The following is a 19,729-nucleotide window of genomic DNA, read 5'->3' as shown; positions in this document are numbered from 1 at the left end:
CCCTCAGGTCACAACGGTCATGAAGGTTTCGTGCAACTTGCGCTGTGGGTAATCGAGACCCTGGGCAAAGTTGTCATAGGTCCAGGACAGTGGCTCGTAGTCCGGATAGGGGTGGTAGCCGCCCATGAAGGTTTCAAAGCGGTTACCGGAGGGATCCCACGCATAGATGGTGCAACCGCGAGTCACGCCGTGACGGGTTGGACCGATGTCCACGTTCACTTCGTTCATCGACATGATGTCGCCGGCGCGCAACACCTGCTCCCACGACTCGAGCAGAAAGGAGCAGTGGTGCAGCTTGCCCTTCTCCGGGTACTCGACGAAGGCGATGTCATGAACCTTGTGCGAGCACGACAACCAGATGCCCATGTCGCTGTCGCCATCCGGGCTGAGCACGCGCTCGACCAGGTAAAAGCCCAGGACTTCGGTGAAGATTTTCTGCACTTCGGCAATATTCGGCCCGTACAGCAGGCAGTGGTCTAGCTGTATGGGAGCAATGCCATGCTCGCGCTGGGCATTCCAGGGGGCCGGGTTGACCTCGGAAATGCCGTTGCCGACGCAGGTTTTCTCCGCGTACAACTCGATCAGATGGCCAGACGGCAACTCGAAGCGCACGCGCTCGCCGGTTTCCAGCATCTCTCCCGCAGGGATGCGGGTCGTGGTCAGGCCGTAGGCCTGCAGATCGGCGTCGAGCTTTTCCAGGGTGGCCTTGTCCAGCACCTTGAAGCCAAAGAAATCGATACCGGCAGTATCCGCCTCGCGGATGATGTAGCAGCTGTGATCGCGTTCATCCCAGCATTTGAAATACACCCGGCCCTGGTCGTCACGCCCGGTCTCTACCAACCCCAGCACGTTGCGGTAGAAGTGGATGCCTTCTTCGAGGTTCAACACGCGCACCTGGGCATGCCCTGGACGCAATACACCTGTCATCGCCATTTGTTGTCTCCATTATTGGCTTGATGCGGTTTGCTCTACGCCGCCTTGATCGGCTGGCGAAAGCTGGATTTACAGCTTCAACCGAATAATGCAGAGATGGTGCCAACAAAGTTAAAGCATTGATCTATATGAATTTAATGAAAAATATAAGGATTTTTAGGTGCCTTGCTACGTGACGCTTCTGTCCATCACCCCCTCCAGCCTTACAAAAACGTAAGGCTAGCGCTGCGGCAAAACGCCACATATCGCGGCTACTCAGGCGCGCCGGCCAAACAACGGGGCGATTAACCGGTTACACAGGAAAAAAAAAGGCGTCGAACGACGCATCTGACACAAAACCGAACAATCTCCATGCCTTTCTCGCGCTGAGGGCGAATCGAAGTGCAATGGCGGTGCGACGGCGAGCCTGAAGGAGCAGTGCTGTACGCTTTTGTCAGGTGTCAGGCGGCGTAGCGCCCTCCCTCAGTGTCTGTTTGACCCGGTAAGCCAACTGCCTGCGAGTGATGCCAAGCAGACGGGCCGCGTGGGTTAGGTTGCCATGAGCACGCGCCACAGCGAGTCGTAGCAGGCGTGCCTCATGGGCCTGCAGGTCGAAGTCGTCGACCAGCAACGTCTCATAGAGCTGGTCTTTCTTCGCCTCATCGGCATTGCCGACCTTGCCCTCGCGGTCGATCACCGCACCCGGAGCAGTAACCGGGACCATACCGGGAAACAGATGCTGTACTTCAATTTGCCCGCCAGACGGCACTAGCAACACCGCCCGTTCCACCAGGTTTTCCAGTTCGCGAACATTGCCCGGCCAGTCGTAGGCCATAAGCCCCTGCATGGCCAGATCACTGATGCCTTGAATGATCTTGTGGTACAGCGGTGCGTACTTTTCGGTCAGCACCGAAAACAACACCGGAATATCCGACTTACGATGACGCAGCGGCGGAATTTCCAGGGGGTAAGTCGCCAGGCGGTAGTAAAGGTCAGCTCGGAAACGGCCATCAGCAATCGCCTGCTGCAAATTGACGTTGGTCGCCGCCACCAGGCGCACGTTGACCTTACGCAACTTGTCATCGCCAAGACGCTCGACTTCGCCTGTTTGCAGGACGCGCAACAGCTTGACCTGAGCGGCCGGCGATAGCTCACCCAGCTCATCGAGAAATAGCGTACCGCCATCGGCGCGCTCGAACTTGCCGGGGCGTGAAGCCTGCGCACCGGTATAGGCCCCCTTCTGCACGCCGAACAGCTCCGACTCAATCAGATCGTTGGGAATGGCGGCGCAATTGACGGCGACGAAAGGTTTGTCGGCACGGTCGCTGTTTTCGTGCAGCCACTGGGCAAACACTTCCTTGCCGACCCCGGTCTCACCCAGCAGCAGCACTGTTATCGGGCTATTGGCGGCCTTACTGAGCAGACTGAAAGCGGCGCTGAACGCCGGTGAACTGCCCACCAGTTTGCCCGCCGGACGCTGTTCGCGTAGCTGCCATAACTCGTCTTGCAACTGCTCGAAGGATGTTTCCTGAGTTTCCGGCGACAGACAATGCTCCAGAAAATCCTCATTGCCCCACGCTTCGAGGGGACGCCCTTCCAGCATGCAAGCGGAGGCGCCACAACAGACGCACTGGGTTTCGCGAAATATAATCACGCGTTTGAAGAAGCGGGTGACATAGCCCGATGCATAACCCGCCATGTTCCAGCAGGCCGGTTCACTGCTTACACCGAACAACTGCAAATGGGATTCCGCCTCCCAGGAGTTGTCGCAATTGACCGTGCCGAAAAAGGTGCCTTCTTCCCAGTCGATTTTGGCGTCGAGAATGGTCGAGCGCACCAAGCCTTCGAACGCGTGCAGTTCTGGGCCGATCTTAAATACGTCGTAGTTGTCGCCTTCACCATAGAGTTTCTGCGCGAAATCGGCATCATTCTGACCAGCTGCAAATCCCATGCGAAACAGCAGCCCCTTGGCACGCTTGGGGCCAAGGGACTCAAACAGTTCCTGGCGCAAAGCGCCCAAGGCTTTGGCATGCATCAACAGCATGCGATTCTCGTCGAGCCAGATTTGCCCGCTCTCGATATTGAAGCGCAGTCGTGAACGCAAATTGAAGCGTTCGACCAGAGGTTGCTCTGCCATTTAAACCCCTAAAGCAGACCAGTCGAGTGGCAAGTCCTTGGAACCCACCTAACCGCTGGTATTTATTGTTGTAGGTGCGAGCTATCGCCTTCGCGTTATGCGCCTCAGTCTATGCGGCTAATGCAGTACATGCCTGTTTTACATTTTGGTAAGCCTCACGAACCAGAGGCACCGCGCGATCACGCACGTGCTCAAGCCTTCCACTTTGGGCCGCACCAAGCAAGTCATCGCGAATACGCCGATAAGCGCCCAGAGCCTGAAGCAAGCCAGACACGCGTCCACTGCGCTGCTCATCAACGTTTTTTGTAGCACCCTGGACCTCGCCAAGCAGCTGATCGATTTCACGATCAAGGGCATGAATGCGCTGAATATGCGGGAGCATCTGCGACGTGGTGCGGGCATTCAGCACCATGATGTTATGCGCTCGGGTTTCTTCGATAGCCCCTATTATGGCGGCCACCCCATCGCGACTGACATCTATCTGGCTGGCCAGGCTCTTCAGGTCGACCAGTCCCAACATCAGCGCGCGCAGGCCGGCGTTACAGTCGTTGACCTTACTGTCTAGCTCGGAGGCCAGGCGCGCCACCGCGCTGGAATCCTCCAGCACCTTGCCGGCACTTTGCGTCTCGCTGCTGGCACGCTCGGCAATCCCCTGCACCGCCTGCAATGTGCTCTTAGCGGTCGAGGCAATGCCATGCAAAACCTGCGCAGCCTGGTTCGCGCGCAGTACACCGTCCGCAGCCCCCTGACGGGTACTGGCTAGGCGCTGATCGAGTCGATCAATCCCCTGACCAATCAACGAGATGATTTCACCGACATTGAGGGTGGCGCTGCCGGTGTTCTCGGCCAGTTTGCGTACCTCGTCGGCAACTACGCTGAAACCGCGTCCCTGCTCACCGGCGCGCGCGGCCTCGATGGCGGCATTCAACGCGAGTAGATTGGTTTGCCCGGCGATGCCCTGGATGATCGCCACGATCTCACCGATGCGCGCCACTTGCTGACGCACGCTGTCAAACTCTTCGGCAACTGAAGTCACTACAGCGGAGAGGTCAAGCATATCGCTGGCCACCTGCTGCACCTGCTCACCACCGATGTTGACCTGATCCCGCGCGTCGCGACTGACATCTGCCAGCATTAGGGCTTCACTGGCGGTAGTCCTGGCCCGCGCGGCCATGGCCTCGAACTCCGCCATGGAGTCACGTGCCATCGCCGACTGGCGATCGGCCGTGGCGACCGCCTCGGTAAAGCCGGACACCAGCGTACCTGTGGACACGGTCAGATCAGAGGCCAGAGCACTCATATGCTTTACCGCCACCACCTTCTCGTGCAACACCTCCTGCAGGCGCTCGATGGCACCTAGGGCGCCTCCACTAACCTGCCCCTTATCGTCAAGCAGTGCGCGTATTTGATTCAACGCAGCCAAAACCGCGCGCTCACGTTGGCTGATGCCGAGCAGCAAGTACAGGCCTAGCACGACCATTGCGGCCAACCAAACCCCACGCAGGCCGAGGCTATCCAGCGCGCAAAACATTGCGACCGCCACGAGCAAAATCAATGCGAGCCAATCGCGCTTGTGCGCGTTCAATTTACTCAGCATGGTTATTCCATCCTTTCAACGATATGTCCTTCACCAGACCGCCCGGCAGGTATCGGCCTGGTGAAGGCGTGGGCTCAGGTCATGCCTGCGCCACCTGCGCTTGCGGGCGAAACAGGAAGTGCGCCAGAGCGGGTAGGAGGATAAGTGCGCCAAGCATGTTCCAGACGAACATGAAGGCCAGCAGGATGCCCATATCGGCCTGGAATTTGATTGGCGACCAGGCCCAAGTGGCGACGGCGATTCCCAGGGTGATGCCGGTAAGAACCACCACCTTGCCGGTGAAAAGCAGGGCCTTGTAATAGGCTTCCGACAGCGTCATGCCCGCTTTCAAGTGCGTCATGGTCACTGTCATCACATACAACGCATAGTCGACACCGATACCCACGCCAAGGGCGATCACTGGCAGGGTCGCCACCTTGACGCCGATATTCAGCCAGACCATCAGTGCCTCACAGAGCACCGAGGTAACCATCAGCGGCACCACAGCGCAGACCACCGCACGCCAGGAACGAAAGGTAATGAATGCCAGCACGATCACCGCGGCGTAGACCAGGAACAGCATCTGCGTGTTGGCTTTTTTCACCACGATGTTGGTGGCCGCCTCAACCCCCGCGTTACCCGCAGCATTGAGGATGCGGATGTCGTCAGTGCCATATTTGGCCGCAAAGGCTTCTACTGTATTGACCACGCTGGTCAGCGTGTCGGCCTTGTGGTCTTTGAGGTAGGCGTAAACAGTCAACAGATCGCAGTTCTGGTTGAACATCTCCCGGGGCGCGCGCGTGATGATCGAGTTGAGCATTTCCTGGGAGCGCGGCATCTCGAACCACTTGAGACTGCCTTCGTTCATCCCCGAGCTGGCAGTCTTGGCCAGGCCTGCCAGCGAACTTGTGGTTTCAACACCTGGCAGCTGCTGCAGCTCGCGCTCCAGAGCATCAACCGTATGCAGGGTGCTGTAGTGTGCGCAGGCATATTGCGAGGTCTTCACCATAACGATGTAGACGTCGCTGCTGGCTGCGTAGTTAGAGACGATGAAGGCATTATCGAGATTGTAACGCGAGTCTGCCCTTAGCTCTGGAGCACCAGGATCGGTATCACCGATCTTCAGTTGGAAGCTGACGACCAAGCCGAATACGCCCAGCACCAACCCCAGCGCGACTGCGACTGTCGCCCAGCGGCGGCTGGTGAACAGATCGAGAAAGGCCCAGAACGGGTGTTTCTTGTGTGCCACATCGTTGGCCTCCTGCAGCTCAGCCTTTAGACTGCGCTGCGCTGCAACCGGGCTGACACCTGCGTACGAAAGCAGGATCGGCAGCAACACCAGATTGGTGAAGATCAGTACCGCCACCCCGATACTGGCCGTGATGGCCAGATCTTGAATCACTTGGATATCGATCACCATCAGCACCGCAAAACCCACCGCATCGGCCAGCAGCGCGGTCATTCCAGCCAGGAACAATCGGCGGAAGGTATAGCGGGCGGCCACCAGCCGATGGGTTCCACGACCGATGTCCTGCATGATGCCGTTCATCTTCTGCGCACCGTGGCTCATGCCGATGGCGAACACCAAAAAGGGCACCAACACCGAGTACGGATCCAGCTCATAACCCAGGGTCGGCAGCAGGCCCAGCAGCCATACCACCGCGATCATCGAGCAGAGCACCACCAGCAGGGTGCTGCGCAAGCAGCGGGTGTACCAGAACAACACTGCGGTACAGATGGCAATGGCGGCGGCGAAGAACACCAGCACCTGCATCAGCCCATCAATCAGGTCGCCCACCACCTTGGCAAAGCCGGTGACATGGATGGCAACCTTGTCCGACTCATACTTTTCGCGCATCTGCTCAATGCGCTGAGACAAGGCATGGTAATCAATGCGCTGGCCGGTCTCGGCAACCTTCTCCTGCAGCGGCACCAGGATGATGCTCGACTTGTAGTTGGCCGCCACCAATTGGCCGATTTCGCCGGAGCGCTCGACGTTGATACGTACCTGCTCAAGGCTTTGCGGCGAGCCATCGTAGTCGTCCGGAATCACCGGGCCTCCGTCCAGGCCGTCCTCGGTTACGCCCGTCCAGCGCACGGCCGGTGCCCACAGCGATTTCATGTACGGCCGGTCGACACCCGGAATTAGGAACACCTCGTCACTGAGCTTGCGTACGGTGTCCAGGTATTCGGCGTCGAAAATGGTGCCGTCCTTGGCTTCTACGGCGATGCGCAGAGTATTGCCCATCCCAGCTAGCTGCTTGCGATTCTCCAGGAAGTTGGCGATGTACGGATGGCCGGTGGGAATCATCTTCTCGTACGCGGCATTCAGCGACAGCCCCAAGGCTTGATAGCCTAGTACCAGTGTCGTCAGCAGGCAGATCGCCACAATCGCCAACCGGTTGTTGAACAACAGCCGCTCGGCGAAGGTTCCCGAGTACTGGTCGAACTTATTGAGATCGGCAATAACTGCATCAGCAGGCATGGACGGCATGTGGCTCATGGCTTAACTCCCAAATCATTTGCGTCCAGTTCGATGCGGGACATTCCACGCGCACTGGATAAAATCAGCGCACCGTCTGCCGCCTCGACAATGCCTGTGATACCGGTTCCCGGCTGCACTGGCAGCGCGGTAAAGCTCTGCGCGTTATCTGTACTGCGTAGCAGTCGGCCACTTTCGTCAGCCAGCAGCACCGAACCATCGTTTAGGCGCAACCCGGCACTCAGGGTGACGGGCTGGCCGACGTCCGCCTTCTGCCAACTCGCACCGCCGTCCAGGCTGAGCCAGGCGTTGCCACGCAGCCCGTAGGCCAGCAACCCCTGCGCGTCGAGGTTGAGCGCACCGAAAAACGTACCGCCGTAGGGCGTCAGCACCTCAGCAAAACTGCCACCCTCATCCGAAGAGCTAAACAATGCGCCCTGCTCACCACAAATCAGCAAGTGCTGATCCTTTATCTGCACTTGATAAAGATGCTTTCCACGTGGATTAGGTACCCGGCCCGCCAGCGATTGCCAAGTCTCGCCACCATCACGAGTTTCAAGTGCCAGCCCATAGGCACCGACAACATAGCCCTGGCTTTGACTCAGGAACGCCACATCGAGGAAGGGCTTGTCTGGACCATCCTTGACCAAGTACTCAGCGCTACGCAGTGCTTTTTCAGCCCCGACTTCACCCGCGGCAGCCCGCTGACGGGCATCCTCAAGAATTATCTTGGCCGCCTGGTTGCCGTCGAGCTGGCGCTGCCAGGTCTCGCCGCCATCGGCGCTGTGCAGCACCACACCGCTGTGGCCTACGGCCCAGCCATGAGTGGCCGAGACGAAATGCACAGCGGTCAGCGTCACACTCACCGGCACGCTTTCGGCCTGGTGCCAGTTGCGCCCGGCGTCGTCGGAAAGCAGCACGATGCCGCGTTCGCCCACCGCCACCAGGCGATCGCCGGCACGGGTCACCGCCAGCTGTAGGCTGTGCTGGGCCCGCGAGCTTTCCCGCGCGGGGAGATCGAGCAGGTCGGGCACGGTCTGCCCGGCTGCTACGTGGGAGGGGCCTGCCAGGCAGACCAGGGAGAACAAGGCGGCGGCCAGGGCCGCGCGCCGGTGGAGCGGAATCAGCGCTTGCATGGTGCGTACTCGAATCCGACTCCCGCCTCCGCTGCGCCGCCAAACGGGGCGCCTGCGGGGCGGGAAAGTCATGAGAGGGAACTCCAGCACCCTGCTAGGGGCAAAGGTGCCGGGACTACAGCCGGGGCTTGACGGTTCAGCGCACGCCTTCGGCGGCGACTGCATCACCCGTCCAGTGCGTCTCGGGCCTGCGCTCAACCACCTTGAAGACAGCCTCATTGAGCGACTGGCTGGTACTCATGGTGTTGGCCTGCAGGTTGAAGGTGTGCGCCGGTTTGAGTTCCAGCATCGGCGTGGACGGCAGCACGAACGGGGTGATCTGGGTGGTGCGCCACAGCTTGCCTTCGCTGTCGTAGCCATCCATCAACAGGATCATCCAGGAGTCCTCGTCGACGTAGTAGCGGCGCTTGGGCACCGCGTGGCGCTTGCCGCTGACCACTGTCGCCTCAACCTCCCAGACGCGGTGCAGTTCCCAGCGCACCTGGTCCGGATTGAGGTGGTGCTTGCCGTAGGCCTCATCCAGCGACGCGGTGACCACTTCGTTGGCGTTATAGGGCACATACATCTCGCGCTTGCCGACCAGCTTCCAGTCGAAGCGATCGATATGACCCCACAGTCCCTGCACTTCGTCGAAGTAATTGGCGCCCGAGGAAACGAAGTCTGGCGTGTCATAACCCACGGTCGGTGCGCGACGCACTCGGCGCTGGCCAACCAGATACTGCCAGGCCTGACGCGCCTGTTTGACGTCTATGCTGTCCCGGGTCACTAGTGTCTCACCAGCCTTGAAGGGCGGGGCTATAGTGACGAAACGCTGCAAAAAGTACTCACCGCTCCAAGTATCGGCACTGCCGTTCTTGTAGTAGAAGGGATACTGGTTGGACTGGTCATTCATGGTCGCCAGGATGCGCGAACCATCGGCGGCCAGTACGATATTCTTGAAGCTGGAGACATCCTCAGACTCGTTCTGGACCCGGAGCTGGTGATTCCAAATCACCTCGACACCCGCCTTGGGAATCGGGAACGGAATGCCGCCGTAGCAACCCTGCAGCGACATGCCCTCATCCTTGGTCTGACAGCTCGTGGCGTTTTTCACCGTGTTGTCATACACGTACTGCGGCGCCACACCAGTGCGATGAGTAGGGTAAACATCAACCCGGAAGCTGTCGGGGTACTTCTTCAGCAGCGCCTGGGTACCCTCGGAGAGGCGCTCGGCATACTGCCCCAGGTTCTGCGCGGTGATTTGCGCCAGCGGCTTCTCATCGGCAAACACCTTGCGCGGAATGTCGCCCACCTTCTCGCCTGAAGTCGGCACGCTCAGGGTTGGCGTCCAGGCCGGAATGCTGCCATCGGCATTGCCGGCCATTTCACCGCCCAACGGGTTGAGCGTCTTGCCCAGCGCGGCGGCTTCCTCGGGACTCACCGCGGCCTGCACACTTGATGCGCCAAGCAGGATTGCAGCCAGGGCTGCGCATAGAGCTGTTTTCTTGTGCATTGTAATGATCCTCTAACCAGTGGAGCCTGACTCAGAACGTGCGCTGAACCGAGAACGAGATGAAGTCGCGGTCGCCGTGGAAGTTGTTGTAGGAAAGCTCAGACACTGCGGTGTCGTAGTTGATCACCGAGCCATCCGAACCGAAGTAGTGGGTGTAGCCCAGGCTGGCCTGCCATTGTTTCTGGTAATCACCCTTGAGGCCGATGCTGACGTTTCCACCGTTCTCGGAAGGGAACAGCACACCGTTGACCGAGGAACGACCGAACAGGCCGTAGCCCACACCAATCGGCACCTGCAGATCGAGACCAGGTGCCACCTGGAAGTATTCGGGGGTAAAGATGAACTGCAGCGCACCGGCGTCGCGGGTGGCCAGCGGATCAAGTTGATCCTTGTTGTCTGTCACGCTCATCACACGGTTGAAGGCCAGCTCGCCGATAAAGGACGCACCATCCCAGAACGGTGTGGCCGACAGCACGCTGATCGCCGAGAGGTTCAAGTGCAGGGTGCGGCCTTTAGGGAAGGCGGCATCGCTACCGCCATCGATGACACCAAAACCACCGGGCGCAATCACCGTGTTACCACTGGCGACCAATGGCATGTCATCACGAACCGATATTTCGGCGGCCACGTTGGTTTCACCGAGCAGGGTACTGACACTGAAGCCTAGGGTGCGAATATCTTCGGCGTATACCTGCTCGTAGAGCCCGACATCCGGGTAGACATAGAACTGCGGCATCTTGTCGTGATACTGCGCGGCATAGATGCCGAACTCGTAGTCACCGGAGGTGATACGCATCTGCACACCGCCCTGCCCCGAATCACGCGCCTCGATATCGTCGGCACGGTTTACCGCGAAGCCGGGGCCAAGAATCATCGTTTCACCACCTTCATCGATGAAGTCGGTAAAGCTGAAGTAGCTGCCCGCGCCAGGCAGGCGGCTCTTGCGCCACTCCAGCTGGTAGTAGGCTCCGATGGAGACGTTGGAGTTGATCTGCAACTGCCCCGCCACCTGGCCGATGGGGCGCAGGATTTCCTTAAACTGGGAATTGGGTACCGACAGGGCTTTGATCAGATCCAGCGAGGTCTGCGCAGCAGCAATGCTGTTAGAGCCGAAGAATAGGCTCTCGCCATACAGCTGGGTGAAACGACCCGCTTTAAGGTTAAGCCCCATATCACCTGGCGCGAAACTGCCATAAACGAAAGCATCAAGCAGCTCGGCCTTACGCCCGTGGAGTTTTTCCGTGTCCTTGGTGAACTCGTCGTAATCGGCCGAGCGCGAGTTGACCAACGCGCCACCAAGCGCACCCGGATTATCGTTGGACTTGTTGTAGACATCGTCGTACCAGGCCGCGCCACTGACACGCATGCCGTACTTGCCCTTGTAACGCAGATCGAACTCGGATAGCAGGTCGAGGCGATTGGAGATCAGCCCCTTGTCGAAGTTGAGGTCGCCATCGTTGGTGTTGGCCTGCACGCCAACGGAGTTATCGGCGACTGCAGAATCGGCACCACGCACACGCCACGCCGAGCTGTATTTGATGGTGTTGTCCAACGACATGCGCAGGTCGGGGTTGCCGGAGTCGATCTGGAAAGCCAGGACGGGCCCAGTGGCAGCAGCTCCAGCACAGACGCCGGCAATGGCGAGAAACATCGTTTTTAGGCGAAATTTGGGCAGACTGACTCTAGGCAGCACGTCGAGATCCTCAGCTTGTTATTGTTGTGTAGGGGCTATAGACCTTCATTAGCGCTCTGGGCGCGCTATGGGTCTGTGCTCTCGAATCACAAACTATTACCGCCGAGGATTACCGTCCAATACCATAAAATCAAAACCCTAATACCTTTAAGGTATGAACACATCCGCTATCATCAGCCCGCTTCCCATGATTTCTGCACGGTCGCAAAAACAATGGCGAATGGCCTGAGAGCCGTATGATTCACGCTGAACCACAAAGCCTGGGCACTTTAAACAGCCCTCCGACCTTACTCAGTACAAGGCTGCACCATGGAACTACGCCATTTGCGCTATTTCGTCGCCGTCGCCGAAGAAAAGAATATCGGCCGCGCCGCTGTCCGCCTGCACATTTCCCAACCGCCCCTGACACGGCAGATTCAACAACTGGAAGAGGACCTAGGCGTGCAACTGTTTACGCGCACGCCACGCGGGATGGAGCTGACTCCAGCGGGTGAGCTACTACTCGATGAGGCGCGCAACATTCGCTCAGTGGTAGAGCAAGCGACTGAACGTACTCAACGGGCGGGCCAGGGCAAACTTGGCCGACTAGATATTGCAATCTTCGGTTCAGGGATTCTCGACACGATTCCCAAGCTGCTACTGATGTTTCGCGGTGCCTTTCCCGACGTGAAGATGGTCCTTCACAACATGACCAAGGAGGCCCAAATCGAAGCCTTGCGGCAGCGGCGCATCGATGTGGGCTTCAACAGGTTCATTGCACCTCTAAACGACATCGCTAATGAGGTCGTAACAACAGAGAAAATTCTGCTGGCGGTCAATGAGAATCACGCTTTAGCTCGTCAGGAAGAAATCCCATTTCGAGTGCTGGCTGATCATCCTCTGATCGTATTTCCATCCGGGCCGCGCCCCAGCTTTGTCGACAAAGTCATGAGCATGTGCCAGCAGAAGGGCTTTACGCCGCACGTGGTTCAGGAGGTTGGTGACACGCTGACCGGCGTAGCTTTGGTAGCCAGTAATTTCGGTGTCTGTTTGGTGCCGGAATCCGCCTGTGTGCTGGCGCTGCCCGGAGTCGTTTATCGCCCTCTAAGCGATATACCGGAGAACTCTGGCGTTGACTTGAATTGCATCTACCGGGCTGATGACCAATCACCAATACTAAGGTCATTCTTGGATACTATTCGGGAATTCCGGAATGGGTCCAACCTCGAGTGAACCGCTAGTTACGCCCCGAAGATTCCAAATCAATCAAATCACAGCACTGACAGGCATGCTGGAATCACTAGGGTCTGTTGAGTTTTCACATGGTGAGTCAGAGGAAAGCGCAGTCCATGTGCACACCAGAGGTTTGAATATTTCACCCTCGACAAGGATGCTTCAGCTGCCCCGTCCGCAGGCATCGAGCACCCTCAGGCCTCAAGCGCAGGTGCTGGGCGTTTTTGACGAGATACTTCATTGCCCTGTGGATATGAGGTCGAATCGCTTGATCTCCCCTCTGGATCTGGCCAATGCCGCACTTATCTCCATATCGATCCTTGTCGTGGTTGCAGCTTTCCATGTAGCCCTGACCACGCGTAATGTCTTCCCACAAGCCACCGATCTCGATGGCTTTCCAGACATCCCGGCAGACCACGTTGCCATTAAAGAAGTAAGCAGCATGGATGTGATAGCCCTGACCATCATTCCGGTCACCCTGCTCCACCGAGTAGATGTAGCCGATAAGATGTTCAAAGATCGGATTGCGTTTATGCGTGATCACTAACTGCTGCAGGTCATCAAATACGTGCTCAACTCGTAGCCTGGCCTGAGCCTCTGAGCGATAGTAAAGATTGACTCTGACGATCGTAGTACGCGAATAAAGGCTCACCAGAGCATCCGTGTACCCAGTGATCTCCTTCTCCTGCTTACGCGCCTCAACGCTGCGATCCCCACTCTTGCGCCGATACCGCAGCTCACGGGTCAATTGACGAATCCGTGCTGTCAGGACATTCATGCTGTGGTGGTGATCCAGATAAGCCGTACCCCGTTCATTCGGACAGATCGGACCGTCAAGACGGCGCTCAAGGCCTACGTCCTGGCAAGCCTCCCTGAATGCTTGCAGGTGCTCGCTGTAGCTGTACTCCACCCGATCATCGAACAGGTCGACCATTTGCTTGATGTGGGTGAAGTATCGGGAGAGCCTGGTCTCTTCGAGACGCTCATAGCCTGATCGGCTTTGCGTGATTCGGAATGCTGGTGCGTCAGTCTTCTCGATAGCCTGGACGAGTGACTCAATTTGAAGGGCAATGTCGGATTGGGAGAGGTGGGTGTAGGTCTTACGATTGCTCATGGTGGGTACCTGGTTGATTGACTCATACCTAGTACGTGATGTGGATTTTTTAACCGTTCTCCTTTTCCTCTGCTGGTAGTCCATGCTGAGCATGGGTTAGTGCTTGTTACTATTGAATCACTGGATTAGATAGTTAATAGCTATATCAATAGATGCAGCTCCGCCCATTGCCGACCATCCCGACGAGACAAGACAATCGGGAACAAGATTGCCAAGCCTATCGAGAGATTTTCCGCATTGCTTCTTGGGAGAGTTAGCTGAGAAACCGACCTCTAAAGGCACAAGCACCATTACCAGTCGAAGCCAGTCATAGCGCATGATTATCAGCCCTATCCAACCATGCTTTGGACTATGACGCCGAGGTCGCAAGGACAAATACTCAGTAACCGACTTCTTTCTGATGCCGAAAGGCCAGTACATATACAGCGTCATCCTCCCGCTCATGCCGATAGAGCGCAACATACCCCGACTCACCGAACTCGATTATCAGCTCACGCAGTTCCGGCAGTTCTGGGAATGGACGACCTACTTCCGGCCCTTCTTCTAGTCGAGCAAGTTGTCGCTCAATCGCCTGGGCAGCACGCCGAGCTACCTGCGGACCTTTCTCGACAAGAAACTGACGGCAACGCTCCAGCCCTTGCGCAGCGCCTTCAGTGATAATCAATCGTGGCACTTGGGAAGCTCCGCCTCAGCATCGGTGCCCCAGGTATTTAGCCAGGTCCGAGTCTCTTGGCCGGTCAGATGCCGCCCCGTTTCCTGATACGCTGCCCACGAAGCCAGGGCTTCCTGTTTAAAGCCCTCGCGGGCCTCTTCGCGCTCGACGTACTGCGCTATCGCTTCGCGCATAATCCAGTGGGACGAACGTTGACGCAGACCAGCTAGGTGCTGAATGCGATTTTTCAGCTCGTCATCAATTTTGATAGAAGTGGCCATAGCCAAACCCTCGTTATCTAAAGGTATTACCTTTTGATAAGGTATCAGTCTCCCAGTTCATCTGTCCATACGCTCAGGAGACGGACGACTGCACGCAGAGCCAGGATGGGGGGACAAGTGGGGGGATAGATACTTAATTACAAAATAAATCCATATAAATCAATACACTGGACAATATAAAACGCCGCCCACAAGCCGGCTTTTTAATGCCTGAAACATTTGTAGAACAAGGTCTTTAGCGCACCTGGTTCCAGCCAGCATCCCTCAAATATCTATCGTCCAGTATTGCCTGTGACATCTAGGCAGTTCGACGGGTTAAACTCGGTGTTTTGCCTTGCCCAAGGAATTGTTGGGTGGCTCAAGTGATTCACGGCTTGTTCCCCGAACGTGTGCTGGATAACGAAACCAAGAGCCGGGCATTTGCTTTGGTGATTTTTACGATACTGAAGTCGGCGGCTGGCCTCGCGGAGAGCGGCCAATAGGTCCAGGGAGTGACAATGGCAATTCCGGATTTCCAAAGCGTGATGCGGCCTGTGCTAGCCACTGTGCAAAACGGCGCGCCGCTGCCGCTCAGCGAACTACGCGAGCGGGTAGCTGATCAGTTCCAACTGACTGAGGAGGAGCGCAAAGAGCACCTGCCTTCCGGGCATCAGACAGTAATCAACAACCGCGTTGGCTGGGCTCGGACTTATCTGAACAAGGCAGGGCTACTGACCATTCCAGCCAAGGGCATGGTGCAGATCACTGCACGTGGCCTTGATGCTCTGTCCAATGGGCCAGAGCGCATTACTGTGAGCTGGTTAAAGCAATTCCCCGAGTTCGCCGACTTCCATACCGCCAAGCCACAGACGACAGACATCCCTGTGGTGCTGGATATCGCCAGCTCAGAAACCACTCCAGACGAACAGTTAGCCGAAGCTCATCAGGCGCTGATGCAGTCACTGGCTGATGAGCTGCTTGCTCAGGTGCGGGCAGCAACGCCGAGTTTCTTCGAACAAGTGGTGGTCGATCTGATGCTAGCCATGGGTTACGGAGGCTCACGCAAGGAAGCCGGCAAAGCAACTCAGCTCACCAATGACGGTGGTATCGACGGCACCATCAAGGAAGACAAGCTTGGCCTCGACGTGATCTACCTGCAGGCCAAGCGCTGGAGCAACACAGTGCATCGCCCGGAGATCGACAAGTTCATCGGCGCACTGACCCGCCAACGGGCACGCAAGGGTGTGTTCATCACTACCTCGGACTTTTCCATGGGCGCGAGAGACGCGGCGCTTGGTCTGGATATCAAGGTGGTGTTGATCGATGGTGTCGAGCTTGCTCAGTTGATGGTCGAGCACAATTTGGGGGTGAGCGTTAAGGAGGTCTACGAGGTGAAGCAGCTCGATAGCGATTACTTTGCCGAAGAGTGATTCGCCGCTGCTTTGACAAGGTTTGAGTTGTACAGTTTCTGGTAAACGGGGCTATTCCCCTATAGTACTTGTGGCTACAGATAGTGGCACATTAGAATCATCATGAGCGACCTGCCAAATCGCACTGATGTACGCGCTCTTCTCTAAGGCCGTTGTTAGCACGGAAGAATTGGCAGGGCTGAAGCCTGATCCTCTAATGCATAGGTCAAGGAGACCAGCATGCCAGACATCAAGGATAAAAAACTTCTCTACCACCTGACCTCTCTTGAAAACTTGAGCAGCATTCTTAGGGACGGCCTCAAGCCACGCTCCCAACTCCAGGGGTTCGCAGACGTTGCAGACGCTGAGATCCTGAGGAAGCGACAAGCTCTTGGACTTGAGCATTACGTGCCCTTCCATTGGTTCGCAGCTAATCCGTTTGACGGACGAGTCCAACTACACAGCCCCGACACCACATTCGTCCTGATCTCAGTCTATCGAACGTTTGCGAATCAAAATGGATGGAAGGTTATTCCCCGCCATCCCTTGGCGAACGATGCAATCCAACTGCTTGATTACGACGAAGGTTTCGAAGCCATCGAATGGGATGTCATGAGCGAGCGCAATTATCAGGATCCCCACTGCAAAAGCGTATGCATGGCAGAATGCCTCTCTCCTGAGGTCGTACTTCCAAACAATTTTTCAAGAATTTATGTCTCTAGCGATGAGGTCGAGAAGGTTTGTGCGGCTAAAATTCGCGAGGCTGGTGTTAATGTGCTCACCGGCGTGAATCCTGGAATGTTTCTATAAATGATCTACAGCAGACTGAATCCAGAGAAGGCTCTGATTTGGCGTATCGTCCACCGCGACAACCTGCCTTGGATTCTGGAAAACGGTCTGCATTGCGCAAACTCAGGTGTGCAGTCGCCCCAGTATGTAAACATCGGCAACGCTGACCTGATCGACAAGCGCAGATCAAGGCGCGTCCCGATAGCGCCAGGAGGGGTACTAGCCGACTACGTGCCCTTCTATTTCACCCCCTTCTCTGTGATGATGAAAAACATTCATTCTGGGTGGAGTGTTCAGCAGCGTAGCAACGACGAGATCGTGATACTGGTCTCTAGCCTGTACCGCGTTGAACAGCTGGGCCTACCGTTTGTCTACACAAACGCACACGCCTATCCGGATTGGACAGACTATTACAGCGACTTGGCGAATCTCGACCAGATCGATTGGCCTATCATCCAAAGACGCGACTTCAAGCGCGAACCTGACGACCCTCGGAAGATGGAGCGTTATCAGGCCGAAGCGCTGATTCACCATCACTTACCGATTACAGGACTCCTGGGCATCATGTGCTACACCGATGCGATGAAAGAACGCATAGAACGAGACGTTGCCAACCAAGGCTTGACGTTGCCTGTTCATGCGCGTCCGGGATGGTATTTCCAATGATCAGATTTACCCAAGGCAACCTTCTGGAAGCCAAGACCGAAGCCCTCGTCAACACGGTGAATACCGTTGGCGTAATGGGTAAAGGCATCGCGCTGATGTTCAAGGAGCGTTTCGCGGAAAATTATCGCCTGTACTCGGCTGCCTGCAAGGCTGGCGAAGTGGAAACAGGCAAAGTTCACGTAACTGCAGTCAACGAGCTGGAAGGTCCTCGCTGGATCGTAAACTTCCCCACCAAACGTCACTGGCGATCCCCTTCGCAGATGGCATGGGTGACGGAAGGTCTGCATGATCTACGTCGGTTTTTGATTGAAAATCAGGTCAAGTCCGTGGCTGTTCCACCGCTGGGCGCCGGTAACGGCGGTCTGAAATGGCCGGAAGTCCGCGAACAGATTGTTGCCGTATTGAGTGACTTGGATGTGGATGTCTTGGTCTTTGAACCTTCCAACCAGTATCTGAATGTCGCTAAACGTAGCGGAGTGGAAAAACTCACGCCTGCTCGCGCGCTCATCGCCGAACTGGTTCGACGCTATTGGGTTTTAGGCATGGAATGCAGCCTGCTTGAGATTCAAAAGCTGGCCTGGTTCCTTGAGCGCGCCATAGAAAAGCTGCCAGATACCAAGAACCCTCTGAACCTTAAGTTTGTAGCTCATAAATACGGGCCGTACGCCAACCGATTGGAGCATCTGCTCAACAACTTGGATGGCAGCTATTTGCATTGCGACAAACGTATCAGTGATGCCGGTATAAGTGATGTGATCTGGTTTGACGAAGACCGCAAAGCCTATCTACAAACCTATCTCAAAACAGAGGCCAAGGAGTATTCCCAAGCCCTGGAGCGCACCGCCAAGTTGATCGATGGCTTTGAGTCACCCTTTGGTATGGAGTTGTTGGCAACAGTTGATTGGTTGCTGAGTCAGGAAGGGGTTTCCCCGAGCGTTCCCGCCGTACGTGAAGCGTTAAGGCATTGGGATGGTGGTGCAGGCGCTGCTGCTCGCAAAAGCAGACTATTCGATGATCAGGCGCTTGATATTGCGCTCAAACGTCTCACTTCCAGTAGTTTCAGACCTGAAGTGACTACCTGCTAAGGGACACTTTTGTATTGGGCTGAAAGTAGCCGCCTTAGGAACTCTGCTTAGGCCACCCTAGATTGCAATAGTAAATTCGATGGCCGCGAAATGAACAAGCATGTGAATAGTAGGGAAGCTTAATATTTTCAAAACCCGATAGAAAGCCGACTGCAAGTCGGCTTTTTAATACCCGCCTGTTTTCAATCCCCGTCGAACACCACCGGCTTCATCGCCGCCGTATTAACCTTCAGGGTAAACACATCCGGCCGGGCGTAATGCCCGCACACGTCGAAGTCGAGGTTACTGGCCTGCCCCACGGTCAAGTCGATCTCGGCATACAAAATAGTCTCCTGATCAAACACCGGCCCGGCCAGCACCTGCCCGGTTGCACTGACGATCATGCTGCCACCGTGCATGATGTAGTCCCCTTCTGCGGCTTCCAGGCCAAAGTCTTCCCGGTAGGACGCCGGGTACTCGCCCAGGGTGATCGCCTGGCAAGCCGAAAGCACCGGCACCCGCCCTTCCAGAGCAATGTGAACCATGGACGCCGCCCAGGTCGGACGATCGTCGGCAGTCGGCGCGCAGTAGATTTCCGTGCCCTGGGCATACATCGCCTGGCGCAGTGCCGGCATGTAGTTTTCCCAGCAGATGACCGTGCCGAGCTTGCCGAACGGGGTGTCTACCGGGGCGATGCTCGAGCCGTCGCCGAAGCCCCAGATGATGCGCTCCTGGCCGGTCGGCATCAGCTTGCGGTGAAAGCCGGTGCAATACAGGGTCCGGCCCAGGCGTTCGATGATGCCCATGACCACATGGACGCCGGTTTCATTGACCACTTCTCCGAGCATGGCCAGCTCCGGGCCGTCCAGGCTGACAGCGCCTTGTACATAGCGCAGGTACTGCGCCCGGCCGAGGTCACTGCGGCTACCGACAACGGTGCCGAACGCGGCGCCCTTGGGGTAGCCACCGAGAAAGGCCTCGGGGAATACCGCAAGTTCACTACCTTGCGCAGCAGCGTCACGGATCAGCCCGGCAGCTTTCTCGGCACTCAGCTGCGGCTCGAAGGGGATGGATGAAGTTTGAACAACAGCAACCTTGATCATGAGTCTTCCCTTGATGAATGGTGAGGATCGGC

The 19,729-nt window shown here is 56.8% G+C and carries 16 protein-coding genes; 5 read left to right on the top strand and 11 right to left on the bottom strand.

Annotated elements, in window-relative coordinates; translation table 11 throughout:
- Positions 1 to 3 precede the first annotated feature (3 nt).
- The 7 genes from PSAKL28_RS03015 to PSAKL28_RS02985 all read right to left on the bottom strand — a co-directional run bounded on the left by PSAKL28_RS03015 (position 4) and on the right by PSAKL28_RS02985 (position 11,386).
- The gene (locus PSAKL28_RS03015; protein ID WP_038606350.1) at positions 4 to 933 is read right to left on the bottom strand and encodes a catechol 2,3-dioxygenase; all 930 of its coding nucleotides are present in this window, start codon (positions 931 to 933) and stop codon (positions 4 to 6) included.
- 433 nt (positions 934 to 1,366) lie between these two features.
- Entirely contained in the window at positions 1,367 to 3,049 is a 1,683-nt protein-coding gene (locus PSAKL28_RS03010; protein WP_038606345.1) for a sigma-54-dependent Fis family transcriptional regulator, read from the bottom strand.
- Between the two features lie 109 nt (positions 3,050 to 3,158).
- The gene (locus PSAKL28_RS03005; RefSeq protein WP_371261988.1) at positions 3,159 to 4,184 is read right to left on the bottom strand and encodes a methyl-accepting chemotaxis protein; all 1,026 of its coding nucleotides are present in this window, start codon (positions 4,182 to 4,184) and stop codon (positions 3,159 to 3,161) included.
- A gap of 541 nt (positions 4,185 to 4,725) precedes the next feature.
- Entirely contained in the window at positions 4,726 to 7,128 is a 2,403-nt protein-coding gene (locus PSAKL28_RS03000; protein ID WP_038606337.1) for an efflux RND transporter permease subunit, read from the bottom strand.
- A complete protein-coding gene (locus PSAKL28_RS02995; RefSeq protein ID WP_038606334.1) occupies positions 7,125 to 8,243 on the bottom strand; it encodes a WD40/YVTN/BNR-like repeat-containing protein in 1,119 nt (372 codons plus the stop codon). Before PSAKL28_RS02995 ends, PSAKL28_RS03000 begins: the two co-directional genes overlap by 4 nt.
- Before the next feature lie 136 nt (positions 8,244 to 8,379).
- Complete coding sequence (locus PSAKL28_RS02990; RefSeq protein WP_038606332.1) at positions 8,380 to 9,735, bottom strand: DUF1329 domain-containing protein; 1,356 nt, start codon at positions 9,733 to 9,735, stop codon at positions 8,380 to 8,382.
- 31 nt (positions 9,736 to 9,766) lie between these two features.
- On the bottom strand, positions 9,767 to 11,386 hold the full coding sequence (locus PSAKL28_RS02985; RefSeq protein ID WP_174446955.1) for a DUF1302 domain-containing protein: 1,620 nt from the start codon (positions 11,384 to 11,386) through the stop codon (positions 9,767 to 9,769).
- Positions 11,387 to 11,737: 351 nt separating this feature from the next.
- Between PSAKL28_RS02985 and PSAKL28_RS02980 the strand changes: the two genes are divergently transcribed.
- A complete protein-coding gene (locus PSAKL28_RS02980; protein ID WP_038606327.1) occupies positions 11,738 to 12,640 on the top strand; it encodes a LysR family transcriptional regulator in 903 nt (300 codons plus the stop codon).
- A 142-nt stretch (positions 12,641 to 12,782) separates the two neighbouring features.
- Here the strand turns inward: PSAKL28_RS02980 and PSAKL28_RS02975 are convergent, their stop codons facing one another.
- From PSAKL28_RS02975 to PSAKL28_RS02970, 3 genes are all read right to left on the bottom strand, one after another.
- Positions 12,783 to 13,754 (bottom strand): YagK/YfjJ domain-containing protein, encoded by a 972-nt coding sequence (locus PSAKL28_RS02975; protein ID WP_038616202.1) that lies wholly within the window; start codon positions 13,752 to 13,754, stop codon positions 12,783 to 12,785.
- Positions 13,755 to 14,133: 379 nt separating this feature from the next.
- Positions 14,134 to 14,427 carry a type II toxin-antitoxin system RelE/ParE family toxin gene (locus PSAKL28_RS26660; RefSeq protein ID WP_075226426.1) on the bottom strand — a complete coding sequence of 98 codons (294 nt, stop codon included), beginning with the start codon at positions 14,425 to 14,427 and terminating at the stop codon, positions 14,134 to 14,136.
- Entirely contained in the window at positions 14,415 to 14,687 is a 273-nt protein-coding gene (locus PSAKL28_RS02970; RefSeq protein ID WP_010487122.1) for a CopG family ribbon-helix-helix protein, read from the bottom strand. The genes PSAKL28_RS26660 and PSAKL28_RS02970 overlap by 13 nt, the downstream gene beginning before the upstream one ends.
- A gap of 497 nt (positions 14,688 to 15,184) precedes the next feature.
- Between PSAKL28_RS02970 and PSAKL28_RS02965 the strand changes: the two genes are divergently transcribed.
- The 4 genes from PSAKL28_RS02965 (at position 15,185) to darG (ending at position 18,615) form a co-directional block, all read left to right on the top strand.
- A complete protein-coding gene (locus tag PSAKL28_RS02965) occupies positions 15,185 to 16,096 on the top strand; it encodes a restriction endonuclease (protein ID WP_038606323.1) in 912 nt (303 codons plus the stop codon).
- A 219-nt stretch (positions 16,097 to 16,315) separates the two neighbouring features.
- Positions 16,316 to 16,885, top strand: coding sequence for a DarT ssDNA thymidine ADP-ribosyltransferase family protein (locus PSAKL28_RS02960; protein ID WP_038606320.1), 570 nt, complete (start codon positions 16,316 to 16,318; stop codon positions 16,883 to 16,885).
- Positions 16,886 to 17,530 carry a type II toxin-antitoxin system toxin DNA ADP-ribosyl transferase DarT gene (darT, locus tag PSAKL28_RS02955; protein ID WP_038606318.1) on the top strand — a complete coding sequence of 215 codons (645 nt, stop codon included), beginning with the start codon at positions 16,886 to 16,888 and terminating at the stop codon, positions 17,528 to 17,530.
- Positions 17,527 to 18,615 carry a type II toxin-antitoxin system antitoxin DNA ADP-ribosyl glycohydrolase DarG gene (darG, locus tag PSAKL28_RS02950; protein ID WP_038606315.1) on the top strand — a complete coding sequence of 363 codons (1,089 nt, stop codon included), beginning with the start codon at positions 17,527 to 17,529 and terminating at the stop codon, positions 18,613 to 18,615. The genes darT and darG overlap by 4 nt, the downstream gene beginning before the upstream one ends.
- A gap of 182 nt (positions 18,616 to 18,797) precedes the next feature.
- On the opposite strand, the gene PSAKL28_RS02945 is transcribed toward darG, so the two are convergent.
- Positions 18,798 to 19,697 (bottom strand): carbon-nitrogen hydrolase family protein, encoded by a 900-nt coding sequence (locus PSAKL28_RS02945; protein ID WP_038606313.1) that lies wholly within the window; start codon positions 19,695 to 19,697, stop codon positions 18,798 to 18,800.
- Positions 19,698 to 19,729: the final 32 nt, after the last annotated feature.

This window comes from Pseudomonas alkylphenolica, assembly GCF_000746525.1.
Lineage (GTDB): Bacteria > Pseudomonadota > Gammaproteobacteria > Pseudomonadales > Pseudomonadaceae > Aquipseudomonas > Aquipseudomonas alkylphenolica.
This window is presented reverse-complemented; position numbering and strand designations above follow the sequence as displayed.

Excerpts from the sequence above, each read along its gene's own strand:
- PSAKL28_RS02990 (WP_038606332.1), bottom strand. The coding sequence starts at position 9,735 with ATGCACAAGAAAACAGCTCTATGCGCAGCCCTGGCTGCAATCCTGCTT.
- PSAKL28_RS03010 (WP_038606345.1), bottom strand. The coding sequence starts at position 3,049 with ATGGCAGAGCAACCTCTGGTCGAACGCTTCAATTTGCGTTCACGACTG.
- darG (WP_038606315.1), top strand. The coding sequence starts at position 17,527 with ATGATCAGATTTACCCAAGGCAACCTTCTGGAAGCCAAGACCGAAGCC.
- PSAKL28_RS02975 (WP_038616202.1), bottom strand. The coding sequence starts at position 13,754 with ATGAGCAATCGTAAGACCTACACCCACCTCTCCCAATCCGACATTGCC.
- darT (WP_038606318.1), top strand. The coding sequence starts at position 16,886 with ATGATCTACAGCAGACTGAATCCAGAGAAGGCTCTGATTTGGCGTATC.
- PSAKL28_RS02965 (WP_038606323.1), top strand. The coding sequence starts at position 15,185 with ATGGCAATTCCGGATTTCCAAAGCGTGATGCGGCCTGTGCTAGCCACT.
- PSAKL28_RS02960 (WP_038606320.1), top strand. The coding sequence starts at position 16,316 with ATGCCAGACATCAAGGATAAAAAACTTCTCTACCACCTGACCTCTCTT.
- PSAKL28_RS02970 (WP_010487122.1), bottom strand. The coding sequence starts at position 14,687 with ATGGCCACTTCTATCAAAATTGATGACGAGCTGAAAAATCGCATTCAG.
- PSAKL28_RS02945 (WP_038606313.1), bottom strand. The coding sequence starts at position 19,697 with ATGATCAAGGTTGCTGTTGTTCAAACTTCATCCATCCCCTTCGAGCCG.
- PSAKL28_RS03015 (WP_038606350.1), bottom strand. The coding sequence starts at position 933 with ATGGCGATGACAGGTGTATTGCGTCCAGGGCATGCCCAGGTGCGCGTG.
- PSAKL28_RS02980 (WP_038606327.1), top strand. The coding sequence starts at position 11,738 with ATGGAACTACGCCATTTGCGCTATTTCGTCGCCGTCGCCGAAGAAAAG.
- PSAKL28_RS03000 (WP_038606337.1), bottom strand. The coding sequence starts at position 7,128 with ATGAGCCACATGCCGTCCATGCCTGCTGATGCAGTTATTGCCGATCTC.
- PSAKL28_RS03005 (WP_371261988.1), bottom strand. The coding sequence starts at position 4,184 with ATGCTGGCAGATGTCAGTCGCGACGCGCGGGATCAGGTCAACATCGGT.
- PSAKL28_RS02995 (WP_038606334.1), bottom strand. The coding sequence starts at position 8,243 with ATGCAAGCGCTGATTCCGCTCCACCGGCGCGCGGCCCTGGCCGCCGCC.
- PSAKL28_RS02985 (WP_174446955.1), bottom strand. The coding sequence starts at position 11,386 with ATGTTTCTCGCCATTGCCGGCGTCTGTGCTGGAGCTGCTGCCACTGGG.